Genomic DNA, 19,226 nt, shown 5'->3' with positions numbered 1-19,226 from the left:
GCGCGACACTGTCCCGCAGGGCCGCCCACCTGGTCCAGCCCGGCTGGCGGGCCGTGCTCGGCCGGCCGTACGCCGCCTTCACGGCCGCCACGTCCATCGGCGCGATGGCACTGGCCGCAAGCGCCCTGGCCGTTCCCGACCCCACCGTGCGGCAGCTGGCCGCCGTCGTGCTGATCGGCCTGCTCGGCGCGACGGCCATCATCGCCATGCAGTTGCGCCACCTGCTCCGGCACCCGGTCGTGGCGCAGGACGAGGAGTCGCTGACCGCCGACGTCATCATGCGCGTCGAGGACGCCCGCGAGCTCACCACCCCGAACGTGCAGTGGTCGCTGCCCATGGTGCTGCTGTTCGGCACCGCGCCCGGCTGGTGGGGCGCCGCCGCGGTCGCCAACGTGGTCCTGGGCATGGCCGCGTGCATCGCGCTCCGCGTCAGGACGCCGTCGAGCGCGACGGTGGCCCGGCGGGTCATGAGCGCCCGATGATCGTCATCGACGCGGCCTCGCCGGTACCGCCGTTCGAACAGCTGCGGGCCCAGCTCGCCCGGCAGATCCAAAACCGCACCCTGGCCGTGGGCGCCCGGCTGCCGACCATCCGCCACCTGGCGGCCGACCTCGGCCTGGCCGTCAACACGGTCGGCCGGGCCTACCGGGAGCTGGAGGAGGCGGGACTGATCGAGACGCGCGGGCGAGCGGGCTCGTTCGTGTCGGCCGCCGGGCAGGAGGGCCGGGAGCGGGCCCGCCGGGCCGCCGCCGACTACGCGGCCGTGATCGCCAGCGTCGGCCTCGACGCGGGCGAGGCGATCCGCATCGTACGGGCGGCTCTGACGTCCGGCACGGCGGCATCGACCTCGTCATGACCGCGACCCGGCCGCAGAGGTCACATCGCAGGGCGCACGACGCCGACGTGGCCCAGGACTCCCGAAGCTACGGCCAGGGGCAAAGTAGGAGGCCGACCGGACAGAACTACGACTCTGTCGGTCAGCGGAACCACATCGCCCCAGGTCACGGCTCTGAATCCGATCGCCCCGCCAATCCGGTCCCCCATGCCGACCGGGGACGGGCCGCCGAAACCCGGCCCGGCAGGCGGTACGGAAACCCGCGCTGAGCTGGACCGACCCGCCTATTTTGCGGCTCACCGCAGCTTCAGGAGTCCTGGGCCTACTCGACGCGCCCCAGGTTCGTGAGGCCGCCACCGCGGCCTACGCCCTGCGCGACGCCGCCACGGTGGAGGAGCTGCGGGTCGCCGCGGTGACCGCGACAGACCGCCTGGTGGACGTGGCGGGCGCTCACCTCGCCGCGGTCGCGGGCGAGAAGCGGGCGGCGGTGCCGACCCTTTCCCCGTCCTCTGTGGCTCAATGACCATGTTTCTCACCGGGCTCGCCCGCGCCTGCTCGGCCTGGCCGACCGGCGTGGGCCGCCCGACCCTCAGCAGCGCGAGCCTTCTCGCACTTCCAGGAGCGGCAGGCCCGCCGCGTACCGCCGGAAGAAAGCAGCGGTCGGGGTGTTCGCAGTCGCGATGACATCTGGGGTGCCCTCCGCGATCACCGCGCCCCCATCCGGGCCGGCTCCCGGCCCCAAGTCGATCACCCAGTCCGCGGATGCGGCGACTGGGATGTCGTGTTCGGCCACAACGACGGTGTTGCCCGAGTCGAGCAACACATCGAGCGCGTCCACCACCCGCTGGATGTCAGACGGGTGCAGGCCGGAGACGGGTTCGTCGAGGACGACAAGGCCCGCCTTGCGGCCCGTGGCGCCGCGCTGGATAGCGGAGGCCAGTTTCAGCCGCTGCGCCTCACCGCCGGACAACTCTGTGGCGCTCTGGCCGAGCTGGAGATAGCCGAGTCCGACCTGGTTCAAGGCTCCCAGGGTTTCCGCGAGTTGCCGGGGTTGGGAGAACTGTTCCACCGCCTCGGCGACGGTCAGCTCCAGCACCTGATCGATGGCCAGCCCCTGATACCTGATCTCCAGAGCCTCCGGCTTGTAGCGCCGCCCCTCGCACGCGTCGCAGACCACCCACACGTCCGGCAGGAAGTGCATGTCGACCAGCTTGCGGCCATAACCGGTGCAGGTCTCGCAACGGCCGCCGCCCGCGGTGTTGAAGCTGAACCAGGAGGCATTGACGCCGTGTCTGCGTGCCATGTCGGTTTCGGCGAACAGCTTGCGAACTATGTCGAACGCCTTGCTGTAGGTGGCCGGGTTGGAGCGCGGCGTGCGCCCAAGTGGTTCCTGATCGACGACGGCGACCCAGTCGAACCCTTCCAGGCCGAGCACCTGTCGCACAGTGTCGGTCATCGTCCCGTTCAGGGCGGCCTCCACGCTCGCCGCGAGCGCGCCGAGCAGGCTGCTCTTGCCGCTGCCGCTCACGCCGGTCAGGCAGGTGAGCCGACAGGCGGGGAAACGCACCAGGTCGGCGGTCACGTTGTGGGCGCGCAGGCCGTGCAGCTCCACCCAGCGGGCTCCGTCCCCGATCGGACGGTGGGTCCGGCGCAGCCGCGGCCCCTCACCGGCCAGGTAGCGTCCGGTCAGCGACGTCGGGTGGGCGGCCACGTCGGCGGGAGGTCCCGACACCAGGATCTCACCGCCGAGGCGGCCCGCGCCGGGCCCCATGTCGATCACCCAGTCGGTCCGGGCGATCAGTTCAGGGTCGTGCTCGACCAGGAGCACCGTGTTGCCGGCCTTGCGCAGTTCCAGGGCGATGTCGAGCAGGTGCGCCTTGTCCGCCGGATGCAGCCCGGTCCCGGGCTCGTCCAGGACGAAGACGAGACCGCTCAGCTCGGTACTGAGCTGAGCGGCGAGCCGGGTTCGCTGCAACTCACCCCCGGACAGCGTCGCCGCACTCCGCGACAGCTGGAGATGGGCCAGGCCGAGCCGGTCGAGGATCCCTAGCCTGCGGCCCAGGTCCTGTAGCAGCGGCTCACCCACCTCGCGCCGCCGGGCGTCCAGGCCGTCCGCCACGCGCTTCGCCCAGTCGCGCACCTTCCGTACTTCTACCTCGATCAGGTCAGGATAGGTCAGCCCGCCGAGCCGCACGGACCGGGCCACCTGGTCGTATCCGCTGCCTCCGCACGTGCCGCACGGCTGCTTGCGCATGTACGACAGGTAACGCTGCTTGGCGCTGGAGGTCTGGGCGTTCACGAACACCCGCTCCACCTCGGCGAGCGCGCCCCGCAGCGGCTGGCTCGAGGTGTAGGTCACCGAGACCGTTTCCTTCTTGTTCGACATGTCGACGGTAGCCTCGACCTTCTCCTCCCCGGTGCCGTACAGCACACAGCGACGGAACTCCTCAGGCAGTTTCTGCCACGGCTGGTCGAGATCCACTCCTCGCTTCTCGGCAAGGGCCGGCACGAACGCGTGCTCCCCCGACCGCCACTTCGCGTACCACGGGGAGGCCCCCTCAAAGAGTGGAAGCTCCGGATGAGTGATGACCAGGTCCTCCTGCGCCTGCCAGTGCCCACCTACCCCGTGGCAGTCCGAACAGCTCCCTTCCGGCGTATTGCGGTCGAAATGAGCGGTCGTCAGATGCCCGTCCCCGTTTTCCGCCGTCGGCTCCGCGCCGATCGGGGGAAGGCGTGAGTACAGCAGCCCCAGATGCCCGTCGATGCCGGTGATCGTCGCGACCGTGGACCGGGGGTTGCGGTTCAGGCGGCGCTGGTCGACCGCGAGTGTCGCGCCGAGTCCCAGGATGCGGTCGACCTTCGGCCGATTGCGCTGGGTGATGTACTGCCGCACGAACGGCGAAAGCCCCTCCAGATACCGCAGCTGGGCCTCGTTGTGCAGGGTGTCGATGGCCAGCGAGGTCTTGCCGCTGCCGCTCACTCCGGTGAAGGCGATGAGCCGCCCCTTGGGGATGCTCACCGACACGTCCCGCAGATTGTTGGTGCGAGCCCCCACCACCTCGATGGCCTCGCACCCCATACTCACAACGTCTCGTACGAACGCAGTCAACCCTCGTCCATCCTCTCGCAACACAGCAGAACATGGGCGGCACGCGCCCCACCCATACCGATCACGCATCTACATGGCGGCCGCTCGTCCTCATGGCGCTGAGCGGCGGCTTCGCCAGGTCCCTCAGCACTTGGCCGATCTCAATGCGGCCCGTGCTGCGGATCAGGACCGGGACGCCGCGGTGAGCTTGTCAACGTCGGGGGCGTAGACGGTCATCCAGTGCGGTTGCAGCCGGTAGTAGACCACGTCGTTGTCCCAGTCGAAGAAGTCCTCGCCGTAGAAGTCCTTGAGGTAGGCGAGCAGGTCCGGCCAGCCCTCGGCCTGTTCGCCGTGCCGGGGGTTGAGGATCTCCACTGTGCCGTGAGTGAAAACGCCCAGGTCCTCCCCGCGCATGTGCGCGGTGCTGATGGCGGGGCGGGCGGCAAGGTGGCGGGCCTTGGCGGCGCCGGGCGCCGTGCCGAAGTGCCACTTTCCGTGCAGGAAGTGCCCGTCCACGCCGCTGATCCGCGGCTCGCCCTTCGCCGTCACGGTCGAGAGTGCGAGGGTGCACATGCCGGTGAGGACCTGGGTGAGCTGCTCCGCGGTCAGGGTGCGCTCGGAGTTGATGATCGAGCGCAGGTGCGAGGTGGAGCGGGAGAGCGAGGCGTCCAGGAGGGCCTGAAGCTCTTTGAGATCTTCTGGTGTTTCGCGCATTGCGGTCCTTGTCTGTCCGTGGTGCCCGGCCCGCGCCCACGTCGGTGCCGACCGGTGAACCCATGATTGGCTTAAAACCCGACGTCCTGTGTCATGTTTTTTCATCCGTCCTGAGGATGCCGAGCCGCCCGCCGGCGTCCCGCCCCGGGGGTTGTCGGTGGTGCGGGTGTGTTAGTTCATGGGGCGGCAGGGCGGGCCCTTTCTCTTTGCCGGGAGACGACATTGGACTTCGACGCGCTGACGCACTATCGCAAGCTGCTGGAGGAGAACCTGGACGTGCCGTTGTGCGTCACGTGGATCGAGTGCATGCCGGCCACCGAGGCGCTCGTCGCGGCGGGAGGGCAGGAGGACGGCTCGGGCAGGCGCACTTTCACGCGGACCGTACAGGCGGCCTACGACGCGCTTCCCGCTCGGGCCGGCGCGGCGATGGCCGGAAGCCTGGGGTCCTGGACCGTCCTGGTCGAGCCCAATGGCTTTCAAGGGACGCGTCCAGAGGTTCTGGCCCGGTTGACGCGGCAAGGGCGGGCGCTCAGCGTGTTCTGGAACGACAATGGGGACGGGCAACTCGCCTATGCCGAGCACGGCCGCGTTCTGATCACGGCGGATCTGTTCGACCCCGAAGAGCTGGAAGACCTCGAAGACCTGCCCGACGCGCTGTCGGCCTGGCCCGAGCTGGCGGAACAGGACGATCTCCGCAGCGCGGCTCTGACTTTGGGCGAGATGCTCACCGGCGGGCGTCTGGAGGCGGAGTGGCTGGCCGCGGAGCACCAGAGCGCCGTTCTGGACGCGTACGCGGAACCGGCCGGAGCGGTTCTGTCCGGCCAGGACGAGCGCGACCATCTCGCTTATCTCGCCGGCGACCCGCGCGTGGCCGACCTCATCGCCGCCCCTGGCCCCGGCCGTGCGCGTGAGATCGCCGCGCTGGTGGCGGAGACCGCGTGCGAGCTGAGCGGCCTGCGCGTGCCGGTGGCCGACCGTGTTCTGGTCGCTCTGGCGGGGACGCCGAGCCCGGCCGTTCTCGCCGAGCTTCGCGCCGAAGTCCGTCTCCTCAGCCAGGAACTGCTGGCCCAGAGCCCACCGGCCGATGCTCCCGCTGAGACCATGGAGCACTGGCACGTGCGGTACTGGGCGTTGAGCGTCCTTGAGGCCGCGGTCGGTGAGGACGCCGTGGCCGCAGCCAGGGATGCGATCTGGCGGATCGGCATGTTTCGGCTGGACGACCGGGCGGGCCGCCGGGTGGGCGCGCTCATGGTAGTGCTGGAACAGCTTCAGAAGTAGGGCCGGGATCGCGTCGCCGCGCCTGAGACCTCGCTTCGGAGGATCCGTCGGGTTGTGTTCGGGTGGCTGGCACTCTCTATGGCGTGATGATTCGTCCTGCGATGCACCGGGATCTGCCCGCGATCATCGCACGCCTGGCTGATGAAGCTCTCACCGTGATCAGCGTTGCCAGCCTGAACTGACGGCGTGAACTGCGCGAGGCCGCGCACGCCACACGTAGCGTGGCCGGGCCGATCTTGGAAGCAAGGTACTCGGGCGGCACCCCGTGCGGCGAGCCGTAAGCGTCCCGGATCTCCCACGCATACTGGTGCGCCGTTTCCGGTCGTTCGGCGTACCACTCCGGCGGGCCCCGGCGCGGCTCGCCGGTCACTTCCCTCGTTCAGCCGTATCGGCATGACGCGTCGGCGTTACTCGTGGTATCCGCCGGACTGAATTCAATCCCCGCGCGCTTTCGAGACCGGTAGTCGACGTTACCGAATGTCAACTATCGCGCCGGAAAGAAAAATATGACACGGATGCCGTCGGTGCACTATTGACCGGCTCCACCGTGTGTGCAAGGCATGGAAAAGCGCATCTGGCCTTGTTTTCATTTCTGGCGTGTTGGGTAGGAGCGTGAAGGTCAAATCGGCCCGAACCCCGCCTTATGCGATGAAGAGGTCAACGTGGCAAAGTCGCAGGACCCCTCTCTACCGGACGTCAGGGAAATCGCACATCCACCGCGCGCACCGCGCGATGAATCCGACCGGGGAACGCCGGCTCTTTTCTCGGATTCCCTTCCTCTCGGGAAGTCGGTCACCATCCGCAACGCCGTAAAAGGACGCGCGGCACAAGGGGATAATTTTCTCATCTTCGCCACCTATAACTGGATAGCCGATGGAAAAGGGTCCTGGTACCTGATGCCGCTCGACCCCGACGGCAGGAAATGGTGGATCTGCAACCTGGAATCCGGCAAGTTCGCCATCCCGTCGGCCACCCCCATCAACGGACAATACTTCGCCCTCCTGACCGGCAACGCCGAGAACGACCTCGGAGATTCCGTGGGGAAGTGGAGATTGGAGGATGCGAGGGGCGGCCGCTTCTTCATCAAAGACGACCAGACCTTCAGGTACATGTGCATGACCGGCATCGGCGACTTCTTGGGTGCCGGCCTGGTCGATGACAACTTCGAGCAGTCGACGGCCTGGTCATTCTCCGAAGACGGCGGGTATGAGGCGCCGGTGGTTCGCGACCTCCAGGTAGCTGACGTCCACCCCGACTACGGGGCGCCCCCCGAGCAGACCTCCCTGAACCCGCCGCCCGAGCGCACCGACGAGATCATCATCGGCGAGGCCCTGATCCCGGCGGCGTGCGTGAACGACGGCGGCCGCAGCATGGAGTGGAAGCTCAAGTACAGCCCGTTCTACGTGCTGCGCCGCAGCAGCGCGTGGAAGTCCCAGTTCAACGGCTACGACGGGTTCACCGAGACGGTGCACACGGTGTACTGGGACGAGGGAATGACCGAGTCGGTCTCCCAGACCCTCGAATGGCACATCAACATCTCGATCGGCCACACCGGCGGTTTCAACGTCAAGGCCCTGTCCGCCGAGATCACCGCCAATCTCGAAGGCGGCCTTTCGGTGTCCACCACCAAGACATGGGAGAAGTCGTACTTCAAGCACGAGGAATACCAGACCACCTACCCCTCCAACGACGGCGTCGAATACGTCATCGCCGACTGGGAACGCGTGGACATCTACCGTCTTTACCGTGTCCCCGACGGCTGCACCGAACTCGACGACGAGGTCGACAGCTGGGAGTTCACCGTCCCCGGCTCCCAGATCGCCAAGTCCTTCCAAGCCTCCCACCCCGGGAATTGACCACCGCCGACGCCACAGGAAGGGCACGGCATGACTGACGAACAACCATCGTCCCCCACTACGCAACCGGACACCACACCCGACCTGATACAGCCGGCAACCGTCAAAGGTGATTTTAGAATCGGGGACCGCAAATTCGAGTTTTCGGAAAACGCCCACGGCTCTAAAACCAAAAGACGCACGTTCGAAATTTGGGAGGAAGGGGTTGCGGGACGCATTGAATACGAGCCGCAGCCGAGCCCGGTTGCAGTAGACAATGACTGGTACCACAAAAATGCGAAGAAGTGGTACGGTACAGCCGCCCTGTCCGTGGCCAGAGCCTACGTGGATAACAACAGCCAGTGGCAAGAAGCGGTCAGGGTGAGGATCCACGGCGAAGAGTATGAGATGAATCGCCAGTAGTAATCCCATCAGGCGGACCGCGATCCACCGGCACCACGACGCCCGACCGGCCTGCACAACGAAGCGTGATCACGCTCCAGTCAGGACTCGAACCCCACGTGCTCGCCGGTCGTGGCTGACCACCACAGGCCAGGGAAGTTGCGCTGCCCTCGATAAGAGGGAAGGCCCGTACCGGCGACGCGTTCTCGAACGGGGCGCTCCAGCAGCGCATCAGCCAGGAGCGATGAACGCCACGTCCGCCGGGGTCAACGTGAAGAACCGGAACAGCTCCTCCCGGCCGATCTCAGGGAACCCCTCCGCAGGGCCTCCGGTTCCTGGTCCGCGAACACCCGCGTCGCCAACCGGCCACCTCCTGCCAGAGTCCGAAGATCCCCGGCTCAGGAGCCCATCGGGCTGTATCCGCCCGATTTTCCGCGAGTACTACGGGACCCCTTGTCGGCGCCGACCACCCAGATCTCCTTGCACTTGAGCTGATCGCGCAAGGTCTGGAAGGCGACGACCTCGTAGACCATGCGCACCACCCGGCGCCGCCCTCGCCTGTCGGTCCGGTACACGGCCTCCGCCCACTCCCCGCCCATCGCCTTGTGGACCGGCACCGTCTCGCCCACACGAGTGGCACCCTCGCAAGATCACCGCCGTTTGCCGCCGGCGACAGCATTCTCACCGGCACCTCAAGAACGAGATGTACGTCCTGGCCCCGGCCCGTGACGCCCGCTCTCACTAAATTGAACGATTGTACTAGTTGTACTACTGTTCAATTTAATGAGAGCTAAGGGGGCGTGATGACGCGGCAACGATTCACACGGGCAGGGGCGCGCCGGTGGGCGGGCCTGGGTCTTCTGGCCATGCCGACGGTGCTGCTGGGGCTGGACGTGACCGTGCTGTACCTGGTGGCGCCGAGCATGGCGGCCGATCTGTCCCCGTCGGCCACCCAACTGCTATGGATCATGGACGCCTACGGGTTCCTCGTCGCCGGGTTCCTCGTCACCATGGGCACACTGGGCGACCGGATCGGGCGGCGCCGGCTGCTGAAGACCGGGATGATCGCCTTCGCGGCGGCCTCGGTGTTCGCCGCGTTCGCCCCGACGGCCGAACTGCTGATCCTCGCGCGAGCCCTGCTGGGGGTGGCCGGGGCGACGCTCATGCCCTCCACGCTGTCGCTGATCTCGAACATGTTCCCCGACGCGCGTCAGCGCGCGGTCGCGATCGGGGTCTGGGCCACGATGTTCGCGCTCGGGATGGCCGCCGGGCCGATCGTGGGCGGATCGCTGGTGGACTCCTTCTGGTGGGGAGCGCCGTTCCTGGCGGCGGTGCCCGTCGCCTTCGTCGTCCTGGCCGGGGCACGCGCCCTGCTCCCCGAGTACGCGGCCCCGTCCACCGGCCGGCCGGACCTGATCAGCGTGGGCCTGTCCCTGGCGGCGATCCTTCCGGTCGTCTACTCCGTCAAGCGCATCGCCACCGACGGTCCCGGCGGCCCTGCCCTCGTCTGTGCCATGGCGGGCGTTCTGGCTGGAATCGTGTTCGTACGCCGCCAACGCCGCCTCCCCGACCCACTGCTGGACGTGACACTGTTCGGCAACCGGGCCTTCACCGTGGCCTTGAGCGTGCTGCTCATCGGCCTGGCCGGAGTCGGGGGCTCGATGTACCTGGTCACGCAGTACCTCCAGCTCGTCGAGGGGCTCACGCCCTTCGACGCGGGACTCTGGATGGCTCCACCGGCGCTGGCGATGTTCGCCGCCGCCATCGGTGCTCCCCTGCTCGCCCGGCGCTTCCGCCCCGGCTCGGTCATGGGCGCCGCCCTCGGGGTGTCCCTCGTCGGCTACGCGCTGCTCGCCACCGCGGGACTCGACGACGAGGTCCCGGTGACGGCCGGCTTCGCGTTCGTCTATCTCGGGCTGGGCGCCCTCGCCGCCCTGGGCACCGACATGGTGGTGGGCGCGGTGCCGGCGGCGCGATCCGGGTCGGCGGCGTCGATGTCCGAGACGGTCCAGGAGCTCGGCATCGCCGTCGGCGTCGCCCTGCTCGGCAGTCTCACCACCGCCGTCTACCGTACTCAGGTGACGGTGCCCGAGGGTCTGACGTCGGAGGCCTCCGGTCCCCTCACCGACAGTCTGAACGCGACCGTGGCAATCACCGAAAGCCTTCCGCCCGGGACCGTCGAGGCGGCCCGGCAGGCCTTCACCAGCGGGCTCAACACCTCTTCTCTGATCGCGGGGGTCGTCATCGCCGCCGCCACGGTGCTGTGCCTCAAGATGCTGCGTCACGTGCCCGTGCTCGGGGAGACGCGGAGTGACGGCACCGAGGCCTGAACGATGGTCCGACTATCCTGGGAGCCGTGCCGAGAAGCAGCATGGACGACGCCACCGACGACGGCGAGCACATCGACGGACGCCGCGCGCGTGGTGAGAGACGGCGCGCGGAGATCATCGAGGCCACCCTTGCCGTGGTCACTCGCGACGGCGCGGCAGGCGTCACCCATCGCACGGTCGCCAGGCAGGCCGGCACCACGACGTCCCTGAGCACCTACTACTTCGCGACCCTCGACGACCTGCTCGTCGCCGCCCTCACGAGCGTCGCCGACGCCTACACCGCCCGCATCCGCGACATCATCGACACCCCCGGCGACAAGCTCGCCGGCCTGGCCCACCTCATCGCCGAGTCCGCCGGTTCAGGACGTGAACGAGCCCTGGCCGAACGCGAGCTGGCGACCCTGGCCGCCCGCCGCCCCCCACTGCGACCCGTGGCACGACGCTGGCGGGAGAACATCGCCGAACTCGCCGCCACGTTGACCGACGACCCTGCGGCCGTCGCCGCTCTCGTCGCGGCCTCTGACGGGCTGTGCACCGCGATCCTCCTCGACAACGCCCCCGCCGACCCTGATCACATCCAGGCCGTCCTGCACCGAGCCGTCCGCGACTGAGCCGGTCGGCCTGCGCGTCCCCGGCGAGCGGTGGTCGCGGGGCCCCGCATTCATCGGCGACGCGGGGTTTTCGGCTCCGTGCTTCGGCCGGGCCGACAGGTGGAACGACCGGATTCGGCCTGTAAGAACTCCTCACGCGGACTCGCCACGGCCACCTTCCGCAGCGTTCGCGGCTTTTTGCGCTCCCAGAAACGGCCGATTGTGCGAAGCCGACGCCACGGACGTTCCGCGGGCCGTTCACTCAAATCAATGTTCGCGAAACTCCTCCTGCGGACACGAATTCCGGGAGGCGATTCCGAAAATGCGCTGAGCTGTACGAACGATCCATCTTGCGGCCGGTGAAACAAATCCGAGCGGAGGCTCGGCGCCGGCACAGGCGAACCGTCACGACCGGAGAACAATGTCGGTGGGCCGCCGGGCCGGGCCATACGGATCGGGGAGTCGATGAGACCCGCCGGTTTGGCATCCGTTCTCATGTGAGGGATTCAGTGCGCGCGTGCCGTGAATTCGGATGAGACCCTTTCCCCCGTCCGTCGAACAGCCGGCGGACCCTCGGTCCTGACGGGTCTCACGACAACCTGACCGCGGGCCGGTGTGGGTACGTCGAGGCGTCGGCCTTTCTCGCCTCCCCCGTCACCGTCCGTGACCGGCCCCCGCTCCTGAGGGTGGCGTCGAGCCGTGACCCGGACCCCGTCACTCATCCGTGGCGCCGACCGCCGTTCTGCGACACGGCTTCAAAAGATATGAACAGTCACTTTCGTGGAATCCCCTGCGCGCGCGGCGGGAAGGCCCGCCGTCGGATTCGGGACGTCTCGGAAAATCGGTCAACGACCATCACGACTCAACCCGATCAACCGAAATCCCCGCCTCGCCGGTACCTCCCCTTGACAAGGCTTGGTGGGCAACATACTTTCCGCAAGAGTTCTTTAGCAGCACGCCGTGAACGTGAGAGCGCATTCGAAGACTCATCCCCTCACGGACAACCGAAACATGGATTCACGCATCCGCCTGAATCAGGCGCGGGTCTTTCGGGAGGCGGAGTTGCGGCAGAGGTTCTTCGCGGACGCATTAGATCCTGAGGGCCAAGAATATATCCCGCTTTTACCTCCGGAACAAAACCGTGCCATCCCGAAATCGCCGACGTGGAAAAGACACTTTCCCGGCTCCTCGTCGCGGGCCTGGCCGGCACCGCCGTACGTGAGATCGACGTCCACACGCCCGACCTGAACGGAGACCGCGACATGACCAACCCGTTCGAGGAAGCCGACGGCACCTACCTGGTCCTGATCAACGACGAGAACCAGCACTCGCTGTGGCCCTTCGGCCTGGCCGTCCCCCCGGGCTGGCGGGTCGCGCTGGAAGCCTCCTCGAGGGCCGAGTGCCTTGACTACGTCGAGGCCAACTGGCGTGACATGCGACCTGCGAGCCTCACCCGTGCCTGACACGGTCCACGGCCCCTCGCCGCGCCGACGCCGAAGTTCGCCTCCACGGTGTCCCCGTCACCCGGCCGCCCAGGTCCCGCGAAAGGACTGACATCCCGATGGATATCAGCGTCATGTTCTTCGGGGCCGACAACGTCGGCGGCGTCGGCCATGCCACGAAATACACCGACATCCTGGACATCGCCAGAGCCGCCGACCGGCTGGGCTTCACCGCCGTCTGGACCCCCGAACGGCACTTCCAGCAGGTGGGCCAGGTCTTCCCCAACCCGTCGGTGCTGAGCGCCGCCCTGGCGGTGGCCACCGAGCGCATCGCGATCCGGGCGGGCAGCCTGGTGCTGCCACTGCACCACCCGCTGCGGGTCGTGGAGGACTGGGCCGTCGTCGACAACCTGTCACGCGGCCGGATCGGCCTCTCGGTGGCCACCGGCTGGCACTCCAAAGACTTCGTGCTCGCCCCCGAGCGGTTCGCCGGGCGGCGCGAGCACGCCCTGGACGGCATCGAACTGCTGCGCCGCCTGTGGTCGGGCGAGGAGGTGGAGTTCACCGACGGCAGCGGCCGGCCGGTCGCGGTACGGCCCCAGCCCACGCCCTACTCGCCCGAGCTCCCCCTGTGGCTGACGACTTCGGGAAACCCGCAGACCTGGAAGACCGCCGGGCGGCTGCGCACCAACGTGCTGGCCGCGACGATCGGCCAGACCCGCGAGGAACTGGCCGGCAGGATCGCCCTCTACCGGGAGCTGCACCCAAAGGGCACGGTGACCCTGATGGCCCACACCCACGTCGCCGACGACGCGGCCGGGACGGTGCGCGAGCCGCTCAAGGCCTACCTGAAGTCCTACGTGGCGCAGACCGCCACCAACCGGCTGGACGACGGCCGGGCCGCCCGGCTCACCGAACGGGAGAGCGACGCACTGACCGAGTTCGCCCTCCGGCGCTACCTGGACTGGGGCGGACTGCTCGGCCCGGCCGAGCGCTGCCGCGAGTTCCTCACCGACCTGAGCGACCTGGGCGTCGACGAAGTGGCCTGCTTCGTCGACTTCGGGCTCCCGGCCGAGCAGGTGCTCGCCGGGCTGGAGCGACTGTCCACGCTGATGACGGAGGCCTCATGAGTACCACGACCCGTTTCGCCGCGCTCCCGCGTGAGCAGCGCGTCACGCTCCTGCGCCGCCTCGTCGAGGCAGGGCAGATCGGGGCGATCCCCGACATCGTCCCGCAACGCGACCCGTCCCGGCCGGTACGGCTCAGCCCAGGCCAGGAGGACCTGTGGGTCTACGAGGCGCTCTATTCGGAGTTGTCCGCCCTCAACCTCTGCTGCGCCTACCACTTCGACGGCCCCGTGGACCCCGGCGACCTCGAAGCCGCCCTGACGATCGTCCAGGAGCAGCACGACATCCTGCGCATGCGCATCACCGGATCGGTCGACGAACTGCGCGCCGACTTCCCCGCCGGCGAGCCCTTCGTGCTGGAGCGGGCCGAGCTGCGCGGCTCCCTCCACGACGAGCTGACCTCCTACAGCCGGCGGCGCTTCGACCTCGGCAGGGACCGGCTGATCCGGGGACGCTTCATCAGGGTTGACGACAAGCGCTCGACCCTGGTCCTGGCACTGCATCACATCGTGACCGACTGGTTCTCCTTCGACATCCTGCACAGGGAGTTCACCGCCGCCTACAAGACCGTGCGCGACGGCACCCCGCCGGTACTCGGCCGCCCGGAGATCCAGTACCCCGACTTCGCCTCGTGGCAGCGCGAGCTGGAGGAAGCCGGGGTGCTCGAAGCCCAGCTGGGCTTCTGGCGCGACTACTTGGGCACCCCTCCGCCCCCGCTGACCGTGGGGCCGCTCGGCGCGCCGCGCGGCCCGTTCGGCATCACCCGGCTCCCCTTCCACATCGACCTCGAAAGCGAGGCGGCGATCCGCGCGCTGGCCAGGGAGCGGGGCGCGACCGTCTACGGCGTCCTGATGACCGCCTTCGCGGTGCTCGCCCACCGGCTGAGCGGCCAGGACGACATGACGATCGGCACGCCCGTCGCCAACCGGGCGGCCAAGGGCCTGGAACGCGTCATCGGCTACGTCATGAACGAGGTTCCCACCCGCTGGCGCTTCGAGCCGGAGACGACCTTCGCCGACCTGCTGCGCCGCTTCACCGCCGACTTCCCGCGCCTGCTCGACAACGCCGACGTGCCCGTGGGGCGGATCGTCAGCGCGATCCGCCCCGAGCGGGTCGTCGGGCGTTCGCCGCTGTTCCAGTGGGTCTTCATGCACCTGACCCGTCAGGAGAGCGTGCGGATGCTGCAGGAGATCGCCGAGCCTGAGCGCGTGCAGACCGGCGGCGAACACGACGTGATGGGGATCGTGCGCGACACCGAGGACGGTCTCACGGGGGCGCTGGAGATCCGCACCGACCTCTACGATCCCGAGGCGGTCCGTGCCTGGGCCGACAGCTTCACCGTCCTGCTGGCCGACCTCGTGCGATCCCCCGACACGCCGATCTCCCACGCGGCGCTGCTGTCCGGAGAGACGCCCGGCGCAGCCGTCCCCCGGGAGCTGCCCGCCACCTCGCTGGCGGATCTGGCGGTACGGCAGGCGGCCCTCTCACCGGACGCCGTGGCGGTCGAGTCGGAGCAGGAGGCGGTGACCTACGCCGAGCTGATGGCGCGGGCCGACCGTCTGGCCGGGGCGCTGCGCGAGCGGGGCGCCGGCCCGGAGCGGATCGTCGCACTCGTCCTCGGCCGGTCGGTGGAGCTGGTGGTGGGCATCCTCGCGGTCCAGCGCGCCGGAGCCGCCTTCCTGCCCATCGATCCCGAATACCCGCAGGACCGGATCGCGTTCATCCTGCGGGACGCCACGCCGGTGGCCGTCGTGGCCGACCCGGCGACACCCCTGCCGGAGACGGGCATCTCACGGTTGTCGCCCCGCGACTCCGGCCAGGCCCCGTTCCCGCAGGCCTTCGAACCGCTGCAGGCCGCGCACGTCTACTACACCTCCGGATCCACCGGCACCCCCAAGGGCGTCGTGGCCTCGCACACCGGGCACGCGACGCTGGCCGTCTCCCTGGTCGAGCAGCTCCGGATCGACGCCTCCAGCCGGATACTGCAGCTGAGCGCCCCAACCTTCGACGTCCTGGTCGGCGAGCTGTGCATGGCCTTCGGCTCCGGCGGCACCCTCGTCGTCACCAGGCCCGGTCCCCTGACGGGCCGGGAGCTGGCGAAGGTGCTCGTGGAACGTGAGATCACCGGCACCTTCGTCTCACCGACGATCCTGGCCAGCGTGCCGCCGGGCGAGTATCCGGCGCTGCGTGTGATCGCCACCATCGGCGAGGTCTGCTCCGCCGAGCTGGTGAGGGCCTGGGCGAACAGCCGGCGCCGCTTCCACAACACCTACGGGCCGACCGAGGGCACGGTTCTGGCGACCCTGAGCACGGAGCAGCCCCAGGAGCTTCCGCCGATCGGCCTGCCGATGGACAACGTCGGGACCTACGTGCTGGACGCCCGGCTGCGCCCGGTGCCCGTGGGTGTGCCCGGCGAGCTCTACCTGACCGGGGGCCTTCTGGCGCGCGGCTACCTCAACCGGCCCGGGCTGACCGCCGAGCGTTTCGTGGCCTGCCCGTTCGAACCCGGCGCGCGCATGTACCGGACCGGGGACCTCGCGCGCCGACGGCCCGACGGACAGCTGGACTTCCTCGGCCGCACCGACGACCAGATGAAGGTGTCCGGCGTGCGCGTCGAGCCGGGCGAGATCGAGGCGGTCCTGTCCGCCCACCCCTCGGTGAGCGGAGCCGCCGTGGTCCTGCGGGACGGGCGCCTGATCGCCTACGTGGTGCCGCACGGCGAGCTCGACCAGGACGCGCTCATCGCCCACGCGGCGGCCCGGCTGCCGGTCCAGATGGTGCCCGGCGCCTTCGTCGAGCTGGCGAGCCTGCCTCTGACCCGCAGCGGCAAGCTTCACCGGGCCGCCCTGCCCGCGCCGCCGCGCCGGACCGAGTCCCGTGCCCCCGCCGGCGCCGTGGAGGCCCGGCTCTGCGAGCTGTTCGCCGAGTTCCTCGAGGTCGAGGACGTCGGCGTGCAGGACAGCTTCTTCGCCCTGGGCGGCGACAGCATCGCCGCCCTCCAACTCGTCTCCCGGGCCAGGGAGGAGGCGATCGTCTTCACCCCGAAGGACGTCTTCGTCGCCCGGACCCCGGCCAGGCTCGCCGCGCTCGCCAGGGCCACGAGCGAGGTGGCGACCGACTCGCCGGTCGGGCGCTTCCCCCTCACCCCGATCATGCACTGGTGGCGTGAACACCACGGCCCGCTGCACGCCTTCGCGTTGTCGGCCTTGCTGCCCGTACCCGCGGACGCCGACGCCGAGCGCATCGATCGAGCGCTCCAGACCTTGACCGAACGGCACGCGAGCCTGCGGATGCGGCTCGTCCGCCACTCCGGTGAGCACTGGGAACTCGAGGTCCCGGCGAGCACCGAGCCGGTGGGGCTCGGCGAGACCGCCCTGGATCCCGAGAAAGGCAGGATGCTCCAGGCCGTCTGGCGGAAGGAGGCAGGCAAGCTCCTCCTCACTGTGCACCACCTGGCCGTGGACGGCGTCTCCTGGCGCATCCTGGCCGCCGAGATGGCGGCGTTGCTGTCGGGAGCCGACATACCTCCTCCGCACGGGACCTCCGTGCAACGCTGGTCCACGCTGCTGCACGAGCAGGCGGTAAGCCCGGCGCGCCTGGCCGAGCTGCCCTTCTGGACCGGGATGGACACGGGCGAGGAGGCCAGGCTGATGCCCGGCGGGGCGAGCGGCGGCAGCCGTACCACCCTGACCAGGACTCTCTCGCCCGAGATCACCGAGGCGGTGCTCACCCGGCTGCCCACCGCCTACCGCTGCGGGCCGGACCACGTGCTGCTGGCCGCGCTGACCGCCGCGGCGGCCAGGTGGCGCGGCCACGGCAACGCCCTGCTGGTCGAACTGGAGGGCCACGGACGCGAGGAGCCAACCGGCGACGTGGACCTCTCCGCGACCGTCGGCTGGTTCACCGCGCAGTACCCGGTCCGGCTGGAGGCCGCGGAAGGGTTCTGGGACGGCGCGGCCGACGTCACGCTGAAGCAGGTCAAGGAGCAGCTACGGGCGGTTCCCGGCGGCGGGCTCGGCTACGGCATGTTGCGTTATCTCAACCCGGACACCGCACCACGGCTGGCCGCCTCGCCCGGGCCCGACCTGCGCTTCAACTACCTCGGGCGCTTCTCCGGCGACGACCTGGAACTGATCGGCATGACCGACGTGCCGATGGCCTACGCCGTGGAACTCGACGTGATCGCCGACGGGCCGCACCTGGTGGCCGGCTGGTCCTACGCCGGCATGCCGGCAGAGGAGGCCGAGACCCTGGCCGACCTGTGGTTCGAAGCGCTCGGCGTGCTCGCCCGGGAACAGGGGGGCGGCTCGACCAGCTCAGACTTCCCGCTGGTCGAGCTCTCGCAGGAACAGGTCGACGCGCTGGAGTCCGTGGTGGGATCCAGGCTGTCGGACATCCTGCCTCTCTCTCCCACCCAGGAGGGCATGCTCTACCGCGCGCTCCTGGTCGAGTCCGGGCCGGACGTCTACATGATGCAGGGCCGGTTCCAGATCGACGGGCCGGTGGACGTGGCGGCGCTCCGGCGGGCGGTCGACACCCTGGTGGAACGGCACGCCGGTCTGCGCGCCTGCTTCCGGTACAAGGCGGGGCTGCGCCGGCCGGTGCAACTGGTGCCGGAGCACGTGTCCGTCCCCTTCGTCGAGGTGGAGGGGAAGACGATGGAGGAGGTGATGGCGGCCGACCGGATCAGGCCCTTCGACGTCACCAGGCCACCGCTGCTCCGCGCCGCGCTGGTCGGCTCAGAACTGCTGCTGACCGTCCACCACCTCCTGATCGACGGCTGGTCGAAGCCCCTCCTGGCCCGCGAGCTCATCGCGCTGTACGAGGGCGAGACGCTGCCGCCCGCCCCCCAGTTCCGCGATTACCTGGCCTGGCTCCGCGCCCAGGAGTCGGACAAGGCCACGGCCGCCTGGGAACCGGTCCTGGCGGGGCTGCCCGGTCCCACCCGCCTGCATCCGGACGCCCTCGACAGCGTGATCCCGCATACGCTCGACCTCGAACTCACCGAAGAGCTGAGCCGGCGGCTGCGCGAGCGGGCCCGCGCGGTCGACGTCACGCTCTACATCCTCGCCCAGGCCGCCTGGGCCATGGTCCTCGCCCAGATGACCGGCCAGGACGACGTCGTCTTCGGCACCATCGTCTCCGGCCGCCCGCCCGAGATCCCCGGAATCGAGTCGATGATCGGCCTGTTCATCAACGCGCTGCCCGTACGGGTCAGGCTCGGCGACAACCTCCTGGCCCGCCTGCAGGACGAGCAGGCCCGGCTGGCCGCCCACCAGTACGTGCGCCTGGCCGACCTGCAACGGCTGTCCGGGCATCGCGACCTGTTCGACACCGCGCTGGGCTTCGAGAACTATCCCCGCGACGGCCTGGACCGTCCCGGGCGCCTGCGGCTGGCCGAGGTCTGGGACTCCTCGCACTACCCGCTGGCCGTCATGATCGATCCGGCTGACCGGCTGTACATACGGCTGGCCTACCGGCCCGACTGCCGCACCCGCACCGAGGCCGCGCTGATCATGGGACGCCTCGTGCGCGCCTTCGAACAGCTGGCAGACGGGGCCGAGTAGGTGAGCCCGCCTCCTACC

General features: G+C 69.2%; 13 protein-coding genes and 1 pseudogene. 11 read left to right on the top strand and 3 right to left on the bottom strand.

The window, feature by feature from the left end:
- From ACFYY8_RS18890 to ACFYY8_RS18880, 3 genes and pseudogenes are all read left to right on the top strand, one after another.
- Nucleotides 1-482, top strand: a pseudogene (locus tag ACFYY8_RS18890) (hypothetical protein); the annotation flags it as partial.
- Nucleotides 479-856: a GntR family transcriptional regulator gene (locus ACFYY8_RS18885; protein WP_390042410.1), complete on the top strand. Its 378-nt coding sequence runs from the start codon at nucleotides 479-481 to the stop codon at nucleotides 854-856. The pseudogene ACFYY8_RS18890 and the gene ACFYY8_RS18885, both read left to right, overlap by 4 nt.
- A gap of 268 nt (nucleotides 857-1,124) precedes the next feature.
- Entirely contained in the window at nucleotides 1,125-1,358 is a 234-nt protein-coding gene (locus tag ACFYY8_RS18880; RefSeq protein ID WP_390042408.1) for a hypothetical protein, read from the top strand.
- A 66-nt stretch (nucleotides 1,359-1,424) separates the two neighbouring features.
- Here the strand turns inward: ACFYY8_RS18880 and ACFYY8_RS18875 are convergent, their stop codons facing one another.
- On the bottom strand, nucleotides 1,425-3,860 hold the full coding sequence (locus ACFYY8_RS18875) for an excinuclease ABC subunit UvrA (protein ID WP_390042406.1): 2,436 nt from the start codon (nucleotides 3,858-3,860) through the stop codon (nucleotides 1,425-1,427).
- 246 nt (nucleotides 3,861-4,106) lie between these two features.
- On the bottom strand, nucleotides 4,107-4,637 hold the full coding sequence (locus tag ACFYY8_RS18870) for a pyridoxamine 5'-phosphate oxidase family protein (protein ID WP_390042404.1): 531 nt from the start codon (nucleotides 4,635-4,637) through the stop codon (nucleotides 4,107-4,109).
- 222 nt (nucleotides 4,638-4,859) lie between these two features.
- On the opposite strand from ACFYY8_RS18870, the gene ACFYY8_RS18865 reads away from it, so the two are divergent.
- The 3 genes from ACFYY8_RS18865 (at nucleotide 4,860) to ACFYY8_RS18855 (ending at nucleotide 8,173) form a co-directional block, all read left to right on the top strand.
- Nucleotides 4,860-5,915: a DUF6461 domain-containing protein gene (locus ACFYY8_RS18865; protein WP_390042402.1), complete on the top strand. Its 1,056-nt coding sequence runs from the start codon at nucleotides 4,860-4,862 to the stop codon at nucleotides 5,913-5,915.
- Nucleotides 5,916-6,577: 662 nt separating this feature from the next.
- Nucleotides 6,578-7,771: a hypothetical protein gene (locus tag ACFYY8_RS18860; protein ID WP_390042400.1), complete on the top strand. Its 1,194-nt coding sequence runs from the start codon at nucleotides 6,578-6,580 to the stop codon at nucleotides 7,769-7,771.
- A gap of 30 nt (nucleotides 7,772-7,801) precedes the next feature.
- Nucleotides 7,802-8,173, top strand: coding sequence for a hypothetical protein (locus tag ACFYY8_RS18855; RefSeq protein ID WP_390042398.1), 372 nt, complete (start codon nucleotides 7,802-7,804; stop codon nucleotides 8,171-8,173).
- Nucleotides 8,174-8,550: 377 nt separating this feature from the next.
- On the opposite strand, the gene ACFYY8_RS18850 is transcribed toward ACFYY8_RS18855, so the two are convergent.
- Entirely contained in the window at nucleotides 8,551-8,781 is a 231-nt protein-coding gene (locus tag ACFYY8_RS18850) for a hypothetical protein (protein ID WP_390042396.1), read from the bottom strand.
- Nucleotides 8,782-8,955: 174 nt separating this feature from the next.
- On the opposite strand from ACFYY8_RS18850, the gene ACFYY8_RS18845 reads away from it, so the two are divergent.
- The 5 genes from ACFYY8_RS18845 to ACFYY8_RS18825 all read left to right on the top strand — a co-directional run bounded on the left by ACFYY8_RS18845 (nucleotide 8,956) and on the right by ACFYY8_RS18825 (nucleotide 19,208).
- The gene (locus ACFYY8_RS18845; RefSeq protein ID WP_390042394.1) at nucleotides 8,956-10,482 is read left to right on the top strand and encodes an MFS transporter; all 1,527 of its coding nucleotides are present in this window, start codon (nucleotides 8,956-8,958) and stop codon (nucleotides 10,480-10,482) included.
- Between the two features lie 41 nt (nucleotides 10,483-10,523).
- Nucleotides 10,524-11,093, top strand: a complete 570-nt coding sequence (locus ACFYY8_RS18840) for a TetR/AcrR family transcriptional regulator (RefSeq protein WP_390042434.1) — start codon at nucleotides 10,524-10,526, stop codon at nucleotides 11,091-11,093.
- 1,142 nt (nucleotides 11,094-12,235) lie between these two features.
- Entirely contained in the window at nucleotides 12,236-12,535 is a 300-nt protein-coding gene (locus tag ACFYY8_RS18835) for an MbtH family protein (protein ID WP_390042392.1), read from the top strand.
- 98 nt (nucleotides 12,536-12,633) lie between these two features.
- Entirely contained in the window at nucleotides 12,634-13,644 is a 1,011-nt protein-coding gene (locus ACFYY8_RS18830; RefSeq protein ID WP_390042390.1) for a MupA/Atu3671 family FMN-dependent luciferase-like monooxygenase, read from the top strand.
- A complete protein-coding gene (locus tag ACFYY8_RS18825) occupies nucleotides 13,641-19,208 on the top strand; it encodes an amino acid adenylation domain-containing protein (protein ID WP_390042388.1) in 5,568 nt (1,855 codons plus the stop codon). Before ACFYY8_RS18830 ends, ACFYY8_RS18825 begins: the two co-directional genes overlap by 4 nt.
- The last annotated feature ends 18 nt before the right edge of the window (nucleotides 19,209-19,226 follow it).

This window comes from Streptosporangium sp. NPDC001559, assembly GCF_042893955.1.
In the GTDB taxonomy this organism is placed as follows: domain Bacteria; phylum Actinomycetota; class Actinomycetes; order Streptosporangiales; family Streptosporangiaceae; genus Streptosporangium.
The sequence above is the reverse complement of the archived record's forward strand: the minus strand, read 5'-3'. Positions and strand labels throughout refer to the sequence as shown.

Bases quoted from the DNA above. Each gene is read 5' to 3' on its own strand.
- ACFYY8_RS18885 (WP_390042410.1), top strand. From the start codon at position 479: ATGATCGTCATCGACGCGGCCTCGCCGGTACCGCCGTTCGAACAGCTG.
- ACFYY8_RS18870 (WP_390042404.1), bottom strand. From the start codon at position 4,637: ATGCGCGAAACACCAGAAGATCTCAAAGAGCTTCAGGCCCTCCTGGAC.
- ACFYY8_RS18855 (WP_390042398.1), top strand. From the start codon at position 7,802: ATGACTGACGAACAACCATCGTCCCCCACTACGCAACCGGACACCACA.
- ACFYY8_RS18845 (WP_390042394.1), top strand. From the start codon at position 8,956: ATGACGCGGCAACGATTCACACGGGCAGGGGCGCGCCGGTGGGCGGGC.
- ACFYY8_RS18840 (WP_390042434.1), top strand. From the start codon at position 10,524: ATGGACGACGCCACCGACGACGGCGAGCACATCGACGGACGCCGCGCG.
- ACFYY8_RS18830 (WP_390042390.1), top strand. From the start codon at position 12,634: ATGGATATCAGCGTCATGTTCTTCGGGGCCGACAACGTCGGCGGCGTC.
- ACFYY8_RS18825 (WP_390042388.1), top strand. From the start codon at position 13,641: ATGAGTACCACGACCCGTTTCGCCGCGCTCCCGCGTGAGCAGCGCGTC.